Origin of the sequence: Clostridium sp. AF27-5AA (assembly GCF_003478415.1) — a bacterium.
Classification (GTDB): Bacteria; Bacillota; Clostridia; order Lachnospirales; family Lachnospiraceae; genus Otoolea; species Otoolea fessa.
Genome location: NZ_QUFH01000017.1, coordinates 1 through 19,829, shown reverse-complemented (window position 1 = coordinate 19,829; position 19,829 = coordinate 1). Strand labels below are relative to the sequence as shown.

19 protein-coding genes and 1 pseudogene are annotated in these 19,829 nt (G+C 46.8%); 12 read left to right on the top strand and 8 right to left on the bottom strand.

Features of this window, described 5'->3' with window-relative positions; genetic code table 11:
- Positions 1 to 106 precede the first annotated feature (106 nt).
- The 3 genes from DWY89_RS13495 to DWY89_RS13485 all read right to left on the bottom strand — a co-directional run bounded on the left by DWY89_RS13495 (position 107) and on the right by DWY89_RS13485 (position 1,459).
- Positions 107 to 775, bottom strand: coding sequence for a TetR/AcrR family transcriptional regulator (locus DWY89_RS13495; RefSeq protein ID WP_118469439.1), 669 nt, complete (start codon positions 773 to 775; stop codon positions 107 to 109).
- A 38-nt stretch (positions 776 to 813) separates the two neighbouring features.
- A complete protein-coding gene (locus DWY89_RS13490; protein WP_022346712.1) occupies positions 814 to 1,053 on the bottom strand; it encodes an RNA-binding S4 domain-containing protein in 240 nt (79 codons plus the stop codon).
- A gap of 130 nt (positions 1,054 to 1,183) precedes the next feature.
- The gene (locus tag DWY89_RS13485; protein ID WP_022360642.1) at positions 1,184 to 1,459 is read right to left on the bottom strand and encodes an HU family DNA-binding protein; all 276 of its coding nucleotides are present in this window, start codon (positions 1,457 to 1,459) and stop codon (positions 1,184 to 1,186) included.
- Positions 1,460 to 2,030: 571 nt separating this feature from the next.
- On the opposite strand from DWY89_RS13485, the gene DWY89_RS13480 reads away from it, so the two are divergent.
- The gene (locus DWY89_RS13480) at positions 2,031 to 3,359 is read left to right on the top strand and encodes a Na+/H+ antiporter NhaC family protein (protein WP_118469438.1); all 1,329 of its coding nucleotides are present in this window, start codon (positions 2,031 to 2,033) and stop codon (positions 3,357 to 3,359) included.
- 420 nt (positions 3,360 to 3,779) lie between these two features.
- Here DWY89_RS13480 and spoVT read toward each other — a convergent pair whose 3' ends face one another.
- The 4 genes from spoVT to DWY89_RS13460 form a co-directional block, all read right to left on the bottom strand.
- On the bottom strand, positions 3,780 to 4,328 hold the full coding sequence (gene spoVT / locus DWY89_RS13475) for a stage V sporulation protein T (RefSeq protein WP_118469437.1): 549 nt from the start codon (positions 4,326 to 4,328) through the stop codon (positions 3,780 to 3,782).
- 125 nt (positions 4,329 to 4,453) lie between these two features.
- The gene (locus tag DWY89_RS13470) at positions 4,454 to 5,842 is read right to left on the bottom strand and encodes a uracil-xanthine permease family protein (protein WP_118469436.1); all 1,389 of its coding nucleotides are present in this window, start codon (positions 5,840 to 5,842) and stop codon (positions 4,454 to 4,456) included.
- A gap of 809 nt (positions 5,843 to 6,651) precedes the next feature.
- Positions 6,652 to 7,227: a chromate transporter gene (locus DWY89_RS13465; RefSeq protein ID WP_227589736.1), complete on the bottom strand. Its 576-nt coding sequence runs from the start codon at positions 7,225 to 7,227 to the stop codon at positions 6,652 to 6,654.
- Positions 7,224 to 7,766: a chromate transporter gene (locus DWY89_RS13460; RefSeq protein ID WP_118469435.1), complete on the bottom strand. Its 543-nt coding sequence runs from the start codon at positions 7,764 to 7,766 to the stop codon at positions 7,224 to 7,226. Before DWY89_RS13460 ends, DWY89_RS13465 begins: the two co-directional genes overlap by 4 nt.
- Positions 7,767 to 7,994: 228 nt before the next feature.
- Between DWY89_RS13460 and DWY89_RS13455 the strand changes: the two genes are divergently transcribed.
- From DWY89_RS13455 to DWY89_RS13420, 9 genes and pseudogenes are all read left to right on the top strand, one after another.
- Entirely contained in the window at positions 7,995 to 8,933 is a 939-nt protein-coding gene (locus tag DWY89_RS13455) for a LysR family transcriptional regulator (RefSeq protein WP_118469434.1), read from the top strand.
- A gap of 148 nt (positions 8,934 to 9,081) precedes the next feature.
- Positions 9,082 to 9,699 (top strand): TetR/AcrR family transcriptional regulator, encoded by a 618-nt coding sequence (locus DWY89_RS13450; protein ID WP_182426683.1) that lies wholly within the window; start codon positions 9,082 to 9,084, stop codon positions 9,697 to 9,699.
- A gap of 300 nt (positions 9,700 to 9,999) precedes the next feature.
- On the top strand, positions 10,000 to 11,268 hold the full coding sequence (locus tag DWY89_RS13445) for an amidohydrolase family protein (protein ID WP_118469432.1): 1,269 nt from the start codon (positions 10,000 to 10,002) through the stop codon (positions 11,266 to 11,268).
- A gap of 42 nt (positions 11,269 to 11,310) precedes the next feature.
- The gene (locus DWY89_RS13440; RefSeq protein WP_182429154.1) at positions 11,311 to 12,729 is read left to right on the top strand and encodes a sodium:solute symporter family protein; all 1,419 of its coding nucleotides are present in this window, start codon (positions 11,311 to 11,313) and stop codon (positions 12,727 to 12,729) included.
- Between the two features lie 94 nt (positions 12,730 to 12,823).
- The gene (locus DWY89_RS13435; protein WP_118469430.1) at positions 12,824 to 14,011 is read left to right on the top strand and encodes an amidohydrolase family protein; all 1,188 of its coding nucleotides are present in this window, start codon (positions 12,824 to 12,826) and stop codon (positions 14,009 to 14,011) included.
- A 445-nt stretch (positions 14,012 to 14,456) separates the two neighbouring features.
- Positions 14,457 to 15,086 carry a transporter substrate-binding domain-containing protein gene (locus DWY89_RS13430; protein WP_243022839.1) on the top strand — a complete coding sequence of 210 codons (630 nt, stop codon included), beginning with the start codon at positions 14,457 to 14,459 and terminating at the stop codon, positions 15,084 to 15,086.
- Positions 15,023 to 15,319, top strand: a complete 297-nt coding sequence (locus DWY89_RS14755; RefSeq protein WP_333491458.1) for a transporter substrate-binding domain-containing protein — start codon at positions 15,023 to 15,025, stop codon at positions 15,317 to 15,319. Before DWY89_RS13430 ends, DWY89_RS14755 begins: the two co-directional genes overlap by 64 nt.
- Before the next feature lie 21 nt (positions 15,320 to 15,340).
- Positions 15,341 to 16,018 (top strand): amino acid ABC transporter permease, encoded by a 678-nt coding sequence (locus DWY89_RS13425; protein ID WP_118469429.1) that lies wholly within the window; start codon positions 15,341 to 15,343, stop codon positions 16,016 to 16,018.
- 47 nt (positions 16,019 to 16,065) lie between these two features.
- Positions 16,066 to 16,797, top strand: a pseudogene (locus DWY89_RS13420) (amino acid ABC transporter ATP-binding protein).
- Positions 16,798 to 16,909: 112 nt separating this feature from the next.
- Here the strand turns inward: DWY89_RS13420 and DWY89_RS13415 are convergent.
- On the bottom strand, positions 16,910 to 17,815 hold the full coding sequence (locus DWY89_RS13415; RefSeq protein ID WP_118524760.1) for a LysR family transcriptional regulator: 906 nt from the start codon (positions 17,813 to 17,815) through the stop codon (positions 16,910 to 16,912).
- A gap of 290 nt (positions 17,816 to 18,105) precedes the next feature.
- On the opposite strand from DWY89_RS13415, the gene DWY89_RS13410 reads away from it, so the two are divergent.
- Together DWY89_RS13410 and DWY89_RS13405 are read left to right on the top strand one after the other, a co-directional pair.
- On the top strand, positions 18,106 to 19,170 hold the full coding sequence (locus DWY89_RS13410; RefSeq protein ID WP_118466978.1) for a hypothetical protein: 1,065 nt from the start codon (positions 18,106 to 18,108) through the stop codon (positions 19,168 to 19,170).
- Positions 19,171 to 19,317: 147 nt separating this feature from the next.
- A partial coding sequence (locus tag DWY89_RS13405) for a transposase (RefSeq protein ID WP_147353340.1) occupies positions 19,318 to 19,829 on the top strand: 512 nt, incomplete at its 3' end.

Here is a 19,829-nt window from a genome sequence, read left to right as displayed (position 1 = left end):
TTAAGCGCATAAAGAAAAACGAGACGACCGAAGTCGTCTCGTAAAAGTCTAACTTTGAGGGGGCACCTCATTCTCTTGACTTCTTTTTTTATTTCCCTTCTTTATATCATTGTTTTCCCAGGTTCTCCGGGGTTCTGCACCATGTCAGGAGCATTCCTTTTAAAAATTCCAGTTCCTGCGTGTGGTCTTCCTTGTGATCGTCCGCCCACACAATTCCCTGTGCATAGCGCTCAGCCACCGCCAGCATCGCAATCGCAACGCTTGTAAATAACTGCTGCTCCGGGATATCGGTCCGGATGCTTTTATCGCTCCTCGCCTGCTCATAGAACTTATGATACAGCGCTCCTGCCGGCTTCAAAACATCCAGATGTTCAGCCAGCGCTTCCCCCTTGACTTTCTCCCGGGAGATAAAGTTTTTATAGTTATTACTGAACCGGAGTATTTCCGGGCGTTCCCGGTAAATCCGGATGATCTGGTCCGTATAAAACTCAATGTACTGATACGCCGTGAATGATTCAAATATCTCCGGTCCCTTTTCTTCCAGAATCTTCTTCCAGAGATCGCCCCAGATTTTTCCGCTGATCGCTATCACAAGCTTGACCTTCGTCTGATAATAGTTATATAGGGTCGCAACGCCCACTTCCGCAGCGTCCGCCACTCTTTGTAAGCTGACATTCTCGATCCCATATTGCGAAAACAGCCTGAATCCAGCTTCCATCAGCTGTTCTTTCCGGCGCATCGCCTCTTTTTCATCCCGCTCTATATTTCTTGGCATTTCGTCCTCCGCGCCTTTTACTGACGTCTCTTGGATTTTTACAGGTATTCAAACATTTCTTTGGCATCTTCCTTGCGGATGGTCTCCTGTACGCTTGTAATGCGGACCTTCACCGATTTATTGCCGAAGGCAATTTCAATCACATCCCCAACCTTGACCTCCGCGCTGGCTCTTGCCACTTTATCATTCAGCATCACTCGTCCGCTGTCACACGCTTCATTGGCTACGGTTCTTCTCTTGATGATGCGGGACACTTTCAAATACTTATCTAGCCTCATATTTTTCCTTTCCATAGCCCCTTGCAGGGCACTTTCATCCTGGCGGAATCCCTTCGCTCCTATAATACTAAAGCCCTCCATGATATTTTATCACGAAGGGCTGTCTGTCACACATATATGTCTGAGATAATTATGCGTTTACCATATCCTTTAATGCTTTACCAGCTTTGAACTTCGGAGTCTTGGAAGCTGCGATCGGCATGGTCTCGCCGGTCTTCGGGTTTCTTCCCTCTCTAGCTGCTCTCTCAGCTACCTCAAAAGTACCAAAGCCAACCAGCTGAATCTTTCCGCCCTTAACCAGTTCCTCGGATACTGCATCTGTGAAAGCCTTGATTGCCTTCTCTGCGTCTTTCTTGGAAAGCTCTGCTTTCTCAGCTACAACTGCGATTAATTCTGTCTTGTTCATCGTATATTCCTCCTAGCTTATATCTTTGCACATGAATCCTCTTAGTTTTCTTCGTACATGCCCGCAAATCTTACTTTACATTTATATACATTTCTCCTTGCTTTGTCAAGGTTTTTTGCACTTTTCCTCACATTCCGAACCGACAATCGTTACGACTCGCAAATAGGAATTTTCTAAACTGAAAATTCCGTACGATGCCGTTTAGGCAGCAGATTTTTCCGATTTTAAATGCGAAGCATCGCCAAAATCATAGTTTGAAGCACACGCAAGCACTTCACACTGTGATTTTTTGGTGAAAACCCGTGTAGTATCTGTGAAATCCCTTGTGCTTTTATATCATTTCCGATATACCTCCATCTTATTCAGCATACTTCTCTTTTCCGATCATGTTTTCTATCGTTTTTGCATGCTTTTCTCCGTCTTTCAGAATATTGTTTTTACAGGCTTTCGTCAACCTTTTCGTTACAGTTACACTGTCTTCTTTACTTGCCTGAATCCCATTCTTATGGTAAGATCAAATAATGTATATCCGGCCTATTACGGCAAACATATAGAAAGGCTGAAAATTATTATGAAAAAGCAAAAACTATCTTCCCTTCTGCCTATCGCTGTATTTCTGATCTTTTATCTGGGGCTAGGAATCTGGTCAGAATATATCATGAAGATCCCGATGGGCTTTTACAACATTCCGATTGTTGTCGCATTTATGCTTGCGATCCTGACGGCCTGTTTCCAGAACCGTTCTCTTTCCTTTGACCGGAAACTGGAGCTGATGGGGCAAGGCATCGGAGATAAGAACATCATCACCATGCTTCTCATCTTCCTGACAGCCGGAACCTTTGTCGGTGTCGTAGGACGAAGCAGTGCTGAAAGCGTTGCTTATCTGATGCTGTCTCTTATCCCGGCCCGTTTTTCCGTTGCTGTTCTCTTTGTGGTAGCGTGCTTTGTCTCTACCTCCATGGGAACCTCCGTTGGAACCATCACCCTGATCGTTCCGATTGCCGCTGCCGTATCTGAGACCTCTGGTTTCTCTCTGGCCCTTTGCGTCGCATCTGTCATCGGCGGTGCCATGTTTGGAGATAATCTCTCTTTCATCTCCGATACAACCATCGCAGCCTGCAACGGTCAGGGATGTGCTATGAAGGATAAATTCCGTGAGAACTTCGGCATCGCACTTCCGGCTGCCATCGCTTCCCTGGCACTTATCCTGGTCGTTTCCTTCCATCAGGATCCGGGAGCTGCCATCATAAAACCATACAACCTGATTCAGCTGATCCCCTATCTTCTGGTATTAGCAGGCGGCATTGCCGGTATTCAGGTATTTGTCGTTCTGTTAGTCGGAATCGTATCCGGTGCCATCATTATGCTGGGCTCCGGCCAGACTACTCCCTGGGAAATGCTTACCAACATGGGTTCCGGCACTTCCGGCATGTTTGAGACCAGTATGGTTGCCATCTTAGTTGCAGCTATGTGCGCACTGATCCGTGAAAACGGTGGCTTCGATGTTCTTCTTAACGTTATTCATCGCATCTTCCGCGGAAAACGCGGCGGTCAGTTTGGTGTCGGCCTTTTAGTTACCCTGCTGGATATCGCAACTGCCAATAACACAGTAGCTATCGTTATGGCCAACCCTATTGCAAAGGAAATTTCTGAAGATTATGGCATCAGTGCCAGAAAGACAGCCTCCCTTCTGGATACCTTTTCCTGTATCTCCCAGGGAATCCTGCCTTACGGTGCTCAGATGCTGGTAGCATTATCGGCGGTTCATGAGCTGGGCTATGAACTGTCTGCCTTTGAGGTCATGCCGCTTCTGTTCTATCCAAGCATGCTGTTTATCAGTTCTTTAATCTGTATCTTTCTGCTTCCAGAGCGCGGAGACCGTGTCAAAGCAAAAAAATAACAGCGGAACCCTTTCCACTGCACACATAAAAAGCTAAACATAAGAAGAGCTGTCCGACTTTCTCGTCATCAGACAGCTCTTTTATGAAATATCTCGAAGTTTCACTATATAACCTCTCTTTCTTAATTTTAACAAAAAAGGGGCGTGTTCACAATTTATTTACTCATGCGTTTGTCGTGCGCCTTGCTGTGTTTTTTCTGTGAAAAATCATGGAGTATCTGTGAACTTCCTTGCGCTTTCGTCTGTTTTTCGATATATCTGTTATATCGAATACCAGTTTTTATCAAATACAGGACTATCAAAAACAGGATCGATGGACAACCGCCCAGGAGTTTTATCTCTCTTTACGTTTTCCATCGATCCCGTCTTCTTTTTTCTCTCACCGCCTGTTTCCAGGCAGATTTATCTCATTTATCTTTTTTATCCTTCCATCTGACGTCCCAGAAATCCGGCTGCCGTCGCCGCCAGCTTCATCTCCGCCCCTCCAAGCGCCTGCTTTGCCTCCCGGCTGAGGAGAATCACCGCCCCGATCGCATCGCCCTCGCTCAAAATCGGCACAATCACCTCGGCGCTGCTCTCCTCCATCTCATCCGAGGTAATCGGGATAAATGCTTTTTCTCCCCGCGCCGCACAGATATTCTGACGTTCGGAGACTGCCAGCTCCAGCGCCCGGCTGATCGTCTTCTGGTAATATTCCTTCTTTGGTCCCCCGGATACCGCGATGATCTGATCCCGGTCCGCGATGCAGACCATCAGCCCCGTGGACTGCGCCATCGCCTCCGCGTACTGCACGGCAAATGCCGCCAGCTCCACCATCGGTGAATATTTTTTCAATATGATTTCGCCCTCGCGGTCCGTGAATATCTCAAGCGGCGTCCCTTCCCGAAGGCGCAGCGTCCGGCGTATCTCTTTCGGGATGACAACGCGACCCAGATCATCGATTCTTCTCACAATTCCTGTAGCTTTCATGATTCTTCCTCCTGCATACCACGTTTGCCATATCGTGTGTCTTATGGGTAGTATGTGGAAATGCAGGCGGATTATACATCTGAAATGGTTCGTCCCAATTTTAGGACTGAAAATTTTTATATTTTTTATTCCTGCCGTTTCTTCGGATTCGGATTGATCGCCACACCGCGGTTGATGTCGCCCTGTAAATTCTTGCCGAACTGGTAATCATTACCCGGAAGAATCACGTTGAGCAGAACGCCCGCAATCGCTGCGATCGCAAGACCTGTCAGAGTAACCGAAGTTCCTGCCGCCTCAAAGGTCAGACCGTCGGAGAATCCCAGCCCGCAGACCAGAATTACCGCAGCGATTACCAGATTCCGGGATTTGGTTAAATCCACCTGGTTTTCGACCACGTTGCGGACACCGATCGCGGAGATCATACCGTATAGCATGAAACTAACGCCGCCGATGATAGCAGACGGCATCGAACCGATGACCTCTGCCATCTTCGGAATAAAGCTCAGAATCACAGCAAAGACAGCTGCAATCCGGATGACACGCGGGTCATGAACACGGCTTAATTCCAGAACGCCCGTATTTTCACCGTAAGTCGTATTGGCAGGACCGCCAACGAGTGCCGACAGAGATGTTGCGATACCATCGCCGACCAGCGTCCGGTGCAGTCCCGGATCCGCAAGGAAATTTTCTCCGACCGTCGCGGAGATCGCCGACATATCGCCGATATGTTCCATCATCGTCGCAAGCGCGATCGGCGCCATTACCATGACCGCCGTCGGGTCAAATTTGCACAGCTGGAACGGAGGAAGTCCGACCCAGGAAGCCGTCGCTACCTCTGAGAAATTCAGGATCGCACTTCCGTCCGGGTTTGTCATTCCCATCATCTGGAAAACTGCCGCCGCTGCATAGGAGATCACAACGCCCATCAGAATCGGAATGATCTTGAACATTCCCTTGCCCCAGATATTAAAAATGATGATGGTTCCCAGCGCAATCAACGCAATCAGCCAGTTTGTCGATGCGTTGGCAATTGCGGACGGCGCCAGCGAAAGACCGATACATATGATGATCGGACCTGTCACAACCGGCGGCAGATAGTGCATGACACGCTCCACGCCTGCCAGCTTGATGATCAGCGCCAGAATCAGGTACAGCGCACCAGCTACCACGATACCGCCGCAGGCATATGGCAATTTCTCACCCATCGTCATATCTGCAAAAATACCGCTGTCCAAGTTTGCCACCGTCGCAAATCCACCGAGGAATGCGAACGAGGAACCGAGGAACGCCGGGACCTTTAACTTAGAGCAGGCATGGAAAAACAGTGTTCCCAGACCCGCACACATCAGCGTTACCTGAATCGAAAGTCCCTCTCCCTCAAAATAGGTATTGACCAGAATCGGCACCAGGATCGTTGCGCCGAACATCGCGAACATATGCTGCAAACCTAAAAGCAGCATCTTCGGCAGACCCAGTGTTCTGGCGTCTTTAATGACCATGTTGTTTTCATTCATTTTAAATAGATACCTCCAACAATTCCCTTCATTTTGTAATGTATATAATTTTCATTCTCCAGAATATCCTTTTTGACTTCATTCGTCAACCTTTCTGCTGCGCTTGCTTCGATTTTCTATGAAACAAAAAAAGAGCTGTCCGACTTTCTCGTCATCAGACAGCTCTTTTATGAAATATCCCGAAGTTTCACTATATAACCTCTCTTTCTTTTATATTTTGTTTTAAATGTGCTATGGACCTCTTCCTTTCATATGAATCTCCTCCTTTGATTACATGTATCTATGTAAACTCTTTTAGAGATTGTATGATGATGGATTCCATCGATACCGATTTTTATCTTTTTATTTATTGGATAAATTCGGTTTTTAAAACCATGATCATGTTTTTTAGTAACTAACTATCCCATTGGACCGTCCTCCTTGTTCCTTATTTCGTCCTAGAAACTATGGTAACCGTTTGTTGGGGTTATCTCTGTTTCTTTTGATGGTTTTATTTTACTAGATAATTTCTGTTTTGTCAAGTATTATTTCTAATTATTTTCCATATTATTCTTTATTTATCTGATTATATTTTTGTAATTGTTGTGTAATTCAGTTTTATTCATTCTGTTTCTAATCATTATTTCACTTTATTGTCATGCTTTCTTATAAAGAAAGTCCCATAAGCAAAAAATGTGCCTTGGCGCATCCCACGGAGCATTTTTTGTCATAGGTCGAAGCCTCCTATGACAAAAAAAGAACCACCCCAAAAGAGTATACAGATACTGCACTACCCCTTCTGGAAATGGTTCTATTTTCTTCTATCTTCCCTAGTGGAACTGGAACACGATTCCAATCACAGCCGCCGCCACGATGTAGAAGATCGGGTGCTTTTTCCATTTGACTAAGCCGTACCAGATCGCAAGCGCCAGTACGATCGCCTTCCAGTTGATGATGGAAAACAGCTTGGAAAGCACCAGGCTGCCATCCTCGCCGACATGGAGGAACGCTATCTTTGCCACGCCGATACCGGCTGCCGCAATCAGGGCGGTAGATGCCGCGCGAAGTCCATAGAGCGCATTCTGTACGATCGCGGATGATTTAAATTTATCGAGAATCTTCGAGATAATCACAATGATGATGACCGACGGAAGCACCAGTGAGAGTGGCGCTGCCAGTCCGCCGAGAATCCCCTTAATATGGAAGCCGACGTAGGTCGCCATATTGACTCCCATCGGTCCCGGTGTGGACTCGGAGACAGCGATCATGTTGGAAATATCATTAAAGGTATACCATCCCGTCTCCTTGGAAATATTGTAAAGGAACGGGAGGGTCGCCAGTCCGCCTCCAATCGCAAACAGTCCGCAGCAGAAGAAGCGGAAGCATAATTCAAGTATCAGCATCATTTCTTCTCCCCCTTTCCGCCCTTCAGTACAATCCCGATCGCACCCGCCACGACAACAAGAAGCGCCGGGGAAACCGATGTAAACAGTGACAGTACAAACACAACCGCCGCAATCGCGATCGCGCCTTTATCAACCAGCGATTTCTTTGCCAGTTTGACAACCGCACTGCCGATCAGCACACAGACGCAGGCGCGGATGCCTGCAAAGGCGCTGCTCACAAAGCTAAGTTCAATAAAGTTCGAGATAAACGCCGCGATAATCATAATGATGACAAGCGACGGTGCAATGACTCCCAGTGTCGCCGCAATTGCCCCCGGAATCCCCCGATTTTTATAACCGACAAACGTCGCCGTGTTGACCGCGATGATACCCGGTGTACACTGACCAATCGCGTAGTAATCCATCAATTCTTCATCCGTCGCCCAATGGCGTCCATTGACTACCTCTTTCTGCAGCATCGGCAGCATCGCATATCCGCCGCCGAAGGTAAACCCTCCAATTCTGGCAAACGTCAGAAACATATCCAGCAGTTCTTTCATTTCTGCCCACTCCCTTCCGTATTATTGCTACACTTTTATTTCTCTGGAATTTCCAGTATATACCTGCTTATGTATCATACCAGAATTCAAGGAGCCTGAAAAATACCATTCGAATATAGAATATATATCGAAAAAATATAGTTCGCCTGTTATTCTATCGGATTTTGTTATATAATATATCTGCCGTATACACAGTTTTACAACGAATCCGAACAGGAAGGAGCATTTATGGAACTTCGCCAGTTATCCTACTTCACCACCATCGTCAACGAGGGAAATATTTCCCAGGCAGCCAAAAAACTGAATATCTCACAACCGCCGCTCAGCCACCAGATGAAGCTTCTGGAGGCAGAACTGGGTGTGACGCTGTTTGAGCGCGGTTCCCGCCGCATCCGACTGACACCTGCTGGAAAGACGTTCTATGACCGGGCGCTTGCGATCCTCGATCTGAGCCAGGCTGCCCGCACGGAGCTGACTGCACAGAAACAGGAGATTCAGGGCGTTGTGCGCCTTGGCATCATCTCCTCCGCCGTCGAATTTGTGACCCGGCATTATCTTGCCCCATTCCGGCGATCCTATCCCAAAGCCCTGTTTGAACTCCATGAGTCCAATTCCTACCACCTGCTCGATCTGCTTCACTCCAACCAGATCGACCTCGCCGTGATCCGGACGCCATTTGCCAAAGCCGGGCTGGAGATGCAGACACTGCCGCCGGAGGCGTTTCTGGCGATCGGGCGCGAAATGATCTGGAGCCATTACCAGGAATGCCCGAATGCCCTCCTGACTGATATTCCTGCATCCGAACCACAAAAAAGCCATACACCCGCGTCTCTCCCTCTCTCCGCCCTCACCCGCGCGCCGCTCATCCTTTACCGCCGCTGGCAGCCGCTGATTCTGGGATATTTTGAAGAACAGGCGCTGGAACCGAACATCGTCTGCATTGCCGACGATGCCAGAACCGCCCTTTTATGGGCGTCCGAAGGGCTGGGCATCGCGCTCGCGCCTGAATCTGCCCTCTGTTTAAATTCCGATCCCGCCCTGATCCGCCGGATCATCACCCAGCCGCAGATCCATTCAAGTATCTGTCTGGTCAAACGGAAAGAACGGAGTTTATCGCTGGTGGGGGATGCGTTTTTCCAAAGTTTCCATGCCACCGCTATTTCATAAATATGAATTTTATCCTATAAATTCAATTGACTTTACACTTTTTTCATTGGCATATTTACACAAAATCCGATATAATAAAATCAGGATACTTATTTACCATGAATTTCAGGAAGGGGGCAGAAGACGGTGCGCTTCTGCATGGACATATATGAGCGAAAATTTAACCAAACGAAAACAGCAGGCGCTGGAAACGCGGAAACGCATCCTGACCTGTGCGCTTGATCTCTTTGAAACAAAGGGATTTGAGGATGTCACCATCCAGGATATTGCGGATGCGGCTCAGACCTCGGTCGGCTCCATCTACCGCTATTTTAAAAATAAAGAAGAGATGGCGGCGCAGAATGCGGAACCGTTGGACGATCTCTACGTCAACTTCTATGAGCAGCTGAGTACCCATGCAAAATACAGGGATCTGTCCGCCATGGACAAGCTTGCCCGCTTTTATTTCTTCGTCCAGAAAGCCGTTTCCAGCTACAGCAACCTGCGGAGCCTCTATATCTACAACCTCCGGAATCAGCAGGAGGAATCCACCCTGACGGATGGAAGCCGCGCTCTCTACCAGATTTATCATTCCCTGTTTGAAGCCTGCCAGAAGGAAGATTCCATCCGGGCAGATTTAGACGAATATGATTTCTATGATCTGATGCTCCAGTCGAGCCGCGGAATGCTTCTGGACTGGCTGCTGCGGCGCAGACAGTTTGATATCGACACCCAGGCATTAAAATGGTGGGAAATCATCTTTTCATATATTAGAAAACCGATTTAATTTCGTGAAATTTCTTTTTAGATACCGGAATGGAACTGCTGGGCATTCATCACAATTCCATTCCGGTGTTTTGTCTATAAACTATCGTTCAGACTTCTGTACATCCTGTATTCTGTCTATATTGATTCATATATTACATTTTCTTTCAACTATTTCTGTTATAATAAATGAAATTAGCAAATTATCAGATTAATTATTGACTTTTGCTCTGAACCTGTGGTATTTTTTTAGTGAACATATTCAGTGAGTGCATTCATCTAAAAATTGTTTTACAAAATTGAACACACAGGAGGTAGGTACATGTCGGATAAATGGATTAAAATTCTATGCGGAAAATTATATACCGGACTGGAAGCTCGTTTTCTTGAACACGCAGAAATTCTGGTCCACGGCCAATACATTGAAGAAGTCGGCAGCAACCTCCCATGTCCGGAGGGAACTGAAATCTTGGATTTAAGCCACCTGACCGTGACTCCCGGCATGATCGACGCTCATATGCACCCGGAATTTTTCAACTGGCGCGATGTCTACAGCGATACCATCTACAACTCCGACGGTTACCGCACACTCGCCACCTATTGCACCGCCGAACGTGCCCTGCACGGCGGTTTCACAACTATCCGCTCAATGGGATGGTTCCGGGAATCCTATGAACTCGACGTCAAACGGGCAATCAACGAGGGATATCTCCCTGGCGCCCGCCTGGTTGTTGCCCCGCATCTTCTCGGTACAACCGGAAGCCATGCGGACATGACGCAGACCGTCCGGAGCAACCCGGTTCTCTGCGATTTCATGGAACACCAGTATTCCGGGCTTGGAAATGGACCGGATTTCTTCACGGCAGCGGTCCGGCGGGAGAAAAAGCTCGGCGCCGATTTTATCAAAATCATGGCAACCGGCGGATTTGCCACTCCGTATGATGATCCGGACGACATCCAGTTAAATGATGCGGAATTTAAAGCGATTTTCGATACCGCCAGAGAACTCCGAATTCCGGTCACGGCTCACGCCTACGGACCGCGCCTCATGAAAAAACTGATGGGCTTCGGTATCACGGGAATCGAGCACGGCTCCCTCATGGATGAAGAATCCGCCGAAATGTTTGAACAGACCGGAACCTATCTGGTTCCTACCTTCAGCCCGTTCCATGAAGCGATTTATCCGGATCCGAAAAAAATGGCACAGAAGTCCCCGGAATTTCAGCGCAAGCTGGGAATTTATCAGGAACGGATGCAGAAAGGTCGGAAAATCATCGTGGACAGCCACATCAAGCTGGGCTACGGCACCGATTTCGTCGCTGCCTACCAGAATTATGAAAGCGGCATGGAATTCCGCTGCATGATGGAGAGCGGCATGGATGCTTTCCGTATCTTACAGGCTGCCACGAAAAATAACGCAGAAATCTGTGAAATTGACTCCATCACCGGCACTATCGAAAAAGGCAAATACGCCGATATCGCCGGATGGAAGCGGGATCTTCTCACCGACAAGGATGCCTTGCGCGACTGCTCCTTTGTCATGAAAGAGGGCACCGTCTATGAAGCGAAAAGTTATCTGAATGTAGAATAAATAAAACGCATTCTGAACCATTACAGCAAGGAGGAAATGACTATGACATTTATGGAACTTAAAACTGCCCCTCACCTGTTGATTTTCGTTATTGTTTATTTTGGTGTTATGATTGGAATCGGCGCCTGGGCATCAAAAAAAATAAAAAGCAGTGAAGACTATGCACTCGCCGGTCGAAGCTTAGGTCCGTTCGTCTTAATGGGAACACTGCTCGCGACTTCCGTCGGAAGCGGAACCATCACCGGCGGCGGCAACTCGCTCGCTTACAACTACGGCTACTGGGCTGGTATCCAGTGGGTTATCCCGTTCATCGTTTTCTGTATCATCTATATGTGTGTATACAAGCAGATTCGAAAGAGCAATTGTTTTACCGTACCGCAGATTCTCCAGCAGAAATACGGCGCTGAGACCCGGATCCTAGGTTCTGTCATCAACCTCTTCGGTATGGCTGGTATCATTGCTTCACAGTACAAAGGATTTGGATACGTTTTAAATATTACAACCGGTATTGATCCGAAAACCTCTACCGTGATCGCAACTATTATCATTATTATCCTCTCTGTTACCGGCGGTCTTTTCTCCGTTGCATGGACAGATGCAGTCAGCGCATTCCTAATCGTTGCCTGTTGTATCGTCGGTGTTCCGTTTGTCCTCAAAGCCGGAGGCGGCTGGGAGTCCATCACCGCCACCGCAGCTGCAATCGACCCGAATAAGCTTTCCTTCTTCGGCGGACGCAACATCATCATCTGGATCGGTTCTTTCCTGCCGCTTATCCTTCTTGAGACCGGCGACCAGAACTTCTATACCCGTCTGACCGCTGCCAAGACTGATAAGACAGCCAGAAACGCCATCATCGGATGGGGCGTTATGGCGCTCATCGTTATGCCGTGCGTCGGCATCATCGCCTTCACCGGAAGCGTTTTATTTGGTACCAACATTGACGCAGGTATGTCCTTCCTGTCTACCACGACGATTATTCCGGCATTCATCGGCGGCATGCTGTTAGCAGCTTCCACCGCATTCATCATCACAACCGGTACTTCTTACCTGCTGACCTGTGGAACCAGTGTTACGTATGACTTCTACAAACAGTATATCAATAAAACTCCGGACGACTCCCAGACACTCTGGGTAAACCGGATCGGTACTGCTTTAATCGGTATCATCGCCCTGATTATTTTAAACTTCTTCCCGACAATTCTGGCGCTTCAGAACTGGTCCTACACCATGATCGGCGCCAGCATCACACCAGCAGTCCTCGGCTCCATGTTCTCTAAGAAAGTAACCCGTCCGGCTGGCTTCCTGTCCATGCTTTGCGGCGCGATTGCAACACTTACCTGGGAACTCCTCGGATGCCCGGGCGGATATCAGAGTGCTCTGATTGCAGCTCCTATCTCTATCCTGGTACTCGTTATCGTATCTGCCTGCACACAGAAAACACTGGCAGGCGAAGCTGCATAAATAATACTCATTGTGTTTAACCGGCAGTCCCGGCGCGACTGCAATTTTCCACCGCGTTTGGAACTGCCGTTTCCATTAAGAAAGAAGGGATTTCATGGCTTTTTATCTGAAAAATGCACACGTGCTGGATGTAGAAAAAGGAACCTTTTTCTCAGCTGATGTTAAAATTGAAAACAAAAAAATCGTTTCACTGGACGAAAAAGCCCCGGACGGAGCGGACGCGGTCGACTGTACCGGCAAATATCTGACTCCTGGCGTCATGGACGCCCATGTCCACCTTGTCTGGGATGGTACTTCCCCGGATCCGATGGGGGATACCATCAAAGACGGCAACTATGTCTGCTTTGCAAAGGGTGTCCGCGGCGCAATGGATTCCCTGAAAGCGGGTGTTACCACCGTCCGAGATGTCGGCTCCCACGATGACGCCTCCATTCCGCTGGCAAGCGCGATCAACCGTGGAATTATCCAGGGCGCCAATATTCTCCCTGCCGGAAGCGCCATCCAGGGTTCCTACGGACACTGCCCGATGATTGGTTTTATCGCAAATACGGAGGCACAGCTGATCGATCGCATCAAGCGCTTAAAGGGCTATGATATCGAAATGTCAATCCCGCCGATCCACTGGGCAAAAATCATGGCGAGCGGCGGAGCTGCCGGTCTGGAAGATGTCGGTCCGTGTATGTATTCGCCGAAAGAACTGGAAACACTGGTGTATGAGGCGCACCGCCTGAATATGAAGGTAGCCGCCCATGCGCTCTCCTATGACGCCATCTCCAAATGCGTGGACGCTGGCATCGATACGATCGAGCACGGCGCTGAAATGACCGAAGAAATCCTTCTAAAAATGAAGGAACAGGGACAGTGCTGGGTACCGACGGTAGCCGTTTACAAGAGTCTTGTAGAGAGCGAGGGCATCATCGCTGATGTGATTGTAGAAAAAGCAAAGGTAGTCGCTGAAAACCAGCGGAAATCCTTTAAAAAGGCAATGGAAATCGGTGTGAAAATCATTCTCGGAAGTGACGCCGGCTCTGCCAACTTTGGTCCGCACCCGTCCGCCTACCTGGAAATGTTTACCATGCACGAATACGGCATGCCAAACGCAGATGTCATCCGGTGTGCGACCATCGCAGCTGCCAACGAACTCGGCATCGGCACACAGCGCGGCTCGATCGAGGCTGGCAAACTGGCGGATATCCTGATTCTGGATGCTAACCCGCTCGATGACCTGCACGCGTTTACCGACCATCTGTGCAGTGTCTACAAAGAGGGTGTTCTTATTTGACATTTATCCAATTCCTATAGCGGATAACTGCGTGCGTATTTCGTTCCCCCTAATACGCGCGCAGTTTTTTTCATTTTAGCGAAAAATCGCCTCGTTTATTTATCGTATATTGAATATTTTTTTATACATTACCGCATTCCGTTTAATTTTTCCAGTAAATTACTTTCAATATCGTTTTTTAATATAAATTACACAAAATTTTTAATATATAACACAAATGGCAGATTTTTCAGTTGACATATCGAAAAACCGCACGTATAATTGGCATCAATTCAGGAAAAGCAGAATAAACATAACAGAAAATAATTGCAAGGGCGCATCTCTTTTACGATGAATGCGTCCTTGTTTTTATTTATATGGCAACTGATCACGTGCCGGCTTACCGCGGGCACAGCTGAAAAAGAGGAGGAACCATTATGAAAAAAAGGTGATAACAGCAACGGCAATGATGGCTTTAGCAGCTATGGCAATGGCAGGATGCGGACAGTCTTCTGCTCCGGCAGAAACAACCGCAGCTGCTACCGATGCCCCAGCGGAAGATACGACCGCTTCCTCCGATGAAACGAAAGAAACCAGCGCTGGCGCCAAGGACGCGCTGAAAGGCGTAAAGCTTAAATTCGGTACCACCGCACTGTTCGCGCCGTTTACTTACTACGACACAGACGGAACCACATTGATTGGGTTTGATATCGATATGATGAACGCCCTGAAAGATTATCTGGGATTTGAGCTGGACGGTGATATCCAGGTTATGGATTATTCCGCACTGACTGCCTCCCTGGCAGAGGGAAAGCTGGATATAGGCATGGCTGCCCTGTGTGCAACCGACCAGAGAAAAGAGGTCATGAACTTCTCCAAGACATATTATGACGCAGGTCAGGTTGTCATGGTCAATACCGAAAGCAGTCCGAAAGAGATTACCGGCGAAGAAGCACTCCGAAGCGGTGACTACAAGGTAGCAGTTGAAAAAGGAACTGCCTCCCACATGTACGCACAGGCAAATTTCCCAGAATCCTGCATCGGGGTACACGATACCATCACTCCTGTTATGAATCCCTGGAACAGGGTAAGGTAGATGCCTGCTTACAGGATCTCGCCGGAGCTGCCTACTACGTTAAGACAACCGACGGCACCAAGCTTGCAATTGCCGGTGATGATTTCAATCAGGGACAGTCTCCATACGCGATTGCACTTTCCTTTGATTTCTGCAAAGAAAACCCGACCGTCAAAGATGCTTTTGATGCGGCTATCGATGCACTGGAAGAGGACGGAACCATCGCAGAACTGGAAGCGAAATGGTGTGAATAACACAAAGACAGGAGAGATTTGATGGATTTTAGTTTTTTAACAGTACTTTTACCGATGCTGTTCCGTGGTCTGAAGGTTACCCTGATGATTGCGGGTGTCGGTATTACACTTGGCTTCATCATCGGATGCCTTTCTGGATATGCGCTTCAGTCCCACAACAAGATTGCAAAAATTATCGCCAATGTATATATCTGGATCATCCGCGGTACGCCGCTGATTGTGCAGGCCTTATATATCTACTTTGTCATTCCTAAGATAACCGGCATCGAACTTTCAAGCAATACCGCCGGTATTGTCACAATCATGATGAACTCGGGCGCATTTATTTCAGAAATCGTCCGTGGCGCATTGGAAAGCATCGACGTCGGACAGAAGGAAGCTGGTTTTTCACTGGGACTTACATACAGACAGACGCTGGTCCATATCATCATACCGCAGGCGTTCCGGATTGTCCTGCCTCCGCTGTTTAACCAGTTTATCACATCCGTGAAAGATACCGCTCTTTTATCCGTCATTGTAGTCAACGAGATTACAAAACAGATTAATAACTACACCGCGCTCAACTTTAAGGTAATCGAGGGTTATACAACCGGAGCAATTTTCTATCTGGTGCTGATCTCTATTTTGATCCTGCTCCAGAAATATATCGAGAAAAAGCTTCGCGGAAAGCCAAGCAACCGGATTTTAAAGGCTTCATAGCTCGTAAAAACGCCTATCAATCTAGCCGGGAAAAGGGGGAGAATTGCATGATTCATATAGAACATCTTTCAAAAAAATTTGGAGATCTGGAAGTATTAAAGGACATTAACCTGGATGTAAACGAAGGTGAGGTTGTCTGTATCATCGGACCATCCGGTTCCGGGAAAAGTACATTTCTCCGATGCATCAATCAGCTGTAGGTAGCCACCAGCGGTGTTATTGAATACGAAGGCAAAAATATGCTGGAACCAAAGGCAGATATCCGGAGATTCCGGGAAGAAGTCGGCATGATATTTCAGAGCTTTAATTTATTTCCCATGATGAGTGTGCTGGATAATATTACGCTCGCACCGATTCTGACCGGTCATATGAAGAAACCGGAGGCTGAAAAGCTGGGAATGGAGCTGCTTGACAAGGTAGGTCTGGCAGATAAAGCCGATGTAAAGCCCGTCACTCTCTCCGGCGGACAGAAGCAGCGGGTTGCCATCGCCAGAGCACTGGCGATGCAGCCAAAAGCGCTCCTCTTTGACGAACCAACCTCCGCACTCGATCCAGAGCTGGTCGGAGAGGTTTTAAACGTCATGAAGGAGCTGGCAAAATCGGGAATGACGATGGTCATTGTCACCCATGAGATGGGCTTTGCCCGTGATGTTTCTGACCGGGTGCTCTTTATGGCAGACGGCTATGTGGTTGAGGAAGGAAAGCCAGAGCAGATCTTTACCGCCCCGCAGCATAAACGGACCAAGGCATTCTTATCAAGACTGCTGGCATCTGCGTAGACCCACTATCAAAAACATAAGTGTCGACAGCCGCTTCGCGATCAATAAGATTGCGGAGCGGCTGTTTTCTGCCATAGGAAACCTCGTTCTATGTGCCATGGCACATTCCTTCTTATAAATTCAGATCTCCCAGACTGGAAAGATAATGTTTGCATATATCCAGGAATTCCCTGTTTTTTTCAGCGAAAAAGCTGTTCTTCATCCATACATAATTAATGAAGGTTTTGTTTTTAAAATCGTTAATAAAAATCTGGCTCATAACACCGCGATCCAGTTTTTTCTGTACGACAAACTTGTATACAAATGAGAGACCAACATTTTCAATGACAAGATTGTGAATGGTATTGATGGTTCCGACTTCTACAAAAGAGGCGAAATTATGTATGTCCTGATTGTAACCGTGAAGAATAGAACGCAGATTGAGATAGGATTTTGAACCTTCTTCTCTGAAAATCAACCGATAGGGATGTAATTCTTTAAAATCTACGGTTTTTCCGGCCAGCGGATGAGTGGGAGCGCAGATGGTTTCAGACTCGAATAATTCGTGACATTCATATTCTTCCGGTGGACAGTAGGTATCCACAATACAAGCCTGGATTCTTCCGTTTGCTAATTGAACTAACAAGTCATCAGATTCTCCCATATAGATGCTGACCTTTTTTTCAGGGTATTTGTCCAAATATTTTCCCATTACTTTTGCAGCAAATGTTTCTCCGAATCCGGTCAGGGAACCCAGTTTGAAAACGTCAGGTTCGTTGATGGGGACAGAAAGCCGGTTTTTTATGATTTCTGAATCAGCCTGTACAGATTGGGCATATGAGCGGAGGAGACGTCCTTGATCGGTTAGGTGAAGTCTTTTTTTCTCATCATAATAAAATAGTTTTGTTCCGTAATACTGTTCCAGATATTTGATGTGCTGAGTTACGGCTGGTTGAGTCATATGAAGCTTTTCAGCGGTTTTGGTATAATTTTTCGTTTCACAGAGCTCTAAAAAGGTACTGAGCTTATAATTTAACACAGATATACTCTCTCCTTTCTGCGTGAATATCTGTATAAGGCGTTTAGTGGGGGGGGTGGCTATATCAAATGTGAAATAACGCACATTTAGTAGCAAGAATGCCTTGGTATTCTTGAATTTGTAGACCAAAATTCAGACTAAAGTCTGTATAATACAGATTTATCACTTTATAAAATAACATAATTTCATTTTATTTGATTTATATGCTAAGATCAAGACAAAGAAAAATATTTTTCGCGAATTTCAAAATAGTATACTTAAAATTATGAATGTTAGGGAAAGGAGGAACTATGGAATACCCGATTGGAATTGAGATGTCGAAGGACTATTTATCGTATGAGGTCAGTAAGGCTGCGTACAAGTTGGTGCACGATGTTATGCTGGTGCAGCCGGGAGAGAACGTAGTAATTACCGGAGATACCTCTACGGATAAACGTGTACTGGAAGCTCTCATGAGCGCAGCTTATACTGTTGGAGCCAATCCGCTGCTTGTTTTCGCACCGACCAATTTAAGTACCTATTCAGAACCGGCGGCTCCGCTTGGAAATGCAGTTGCTGTTTCCGATGTCTGGATTGAGTTATCATACGGTTCCATCTTCCTGAGTGATGCATGGAAGAGAGCAATTGATTTTGGCTGCCGTTACATTAATCTTACCGGTATGGATGCAACCATGATCGTGAATTGTATCGGAAGAGTCGATGTTAACAAGGTAGTAGAGCTGGGAGAGGCTTTAAAGGCTAAATTAGAGGCAGGAAACGATATTATCATTAAAGATAATAATGGAACTTATTTAACAGCCCAAAATGAGGGAAGAAAAGTTCGTCACTCCGGTCAGCTGGCAACCTTTAAGGGGTATCCGTTCATGATGGCTGGCCAGATTAGCTGGTGTCCAATAGAGGAAACGATTAATGGAACCCTTGTATTCGATGTTGCGATTTTCCCGCCGACCGACATGGGTGCAATTTCTGAAAATGTGAAACTCACCTTGGAAAATGGACGTGTAACTAAGATTGAAGGCGGAAAAGAGGCCGAACGTTTCAGCGCATGGCTGCATTCGTTCAACGATCCGAATATGTTCCGTTTGGCACACTATTCACTCGGATTCAATCCGGGCGTTATGAAACCAACCGGACGTATCGTAGAAGATGAACGAATTTTTGGATGCATGGAATTTGGTATTGGAAGTCAGGGTAAAATGATTCGCGGAAGCTACTGGACAGCAGCTTCTCACACAGACGGTGTAGTATCGAAACCTACAATTATCGTAGATGGCGTGACAATTGAGGAAAACGGAAAATATGTGGATCCGCAACTTGCTGAAATCTGCAAGCAGATGGGAGTTGAAGGATATTAATCCATAGTCATTAACCTTATAACAGAGGAAAGGAGCTTCCTGTATAATAAAAAGCGTAGACGTTGAAAATTGAAAATACCTCAGAGTACAATAAGACTACTGACTGGCAGGTTAGTAAAAATCTTATTATACAGAGAGGTATCTACAATGAAGTCTAACACACAGAACGCAAAAATTGAAGCTATTACAGAAAAAACTTTGGTACTCGGAATTGATGTCGGAAGTGAAATGCACTATGCCAGAGCTTTTGATTACAGAGGAATCGAGTATTCGAAGAAGCCATTTAAGTTTAGCAACACAGAGGCCGGATTTGTGACATTTAAGGAATGGATCCTGGACCTCAAAGAAAGACATGAGAAGGATAAGGTGATTCCAGGTATGGAACCGACCGGGCATTACTGGTTCAATCTTGGAAAGTTTCTACAGGATAATGAAATGAAACCGGTGCTTGTAAATCCTCACCATGTGAAAAAATCAAAAGAACTCGACGACAATAATCCGACTAAAAATGACCGTAAGGATCCGAAAGTTATAGCAGGATTAGTTAGAGAGGGACGTTACATGATCCCATATCTGCCGGATGGTGTTTATGCTGATCTTAGAACAGCATCAAACATAAGATTCCAGTTACAGGCGGAACTTACAAGAATTCAAAACAG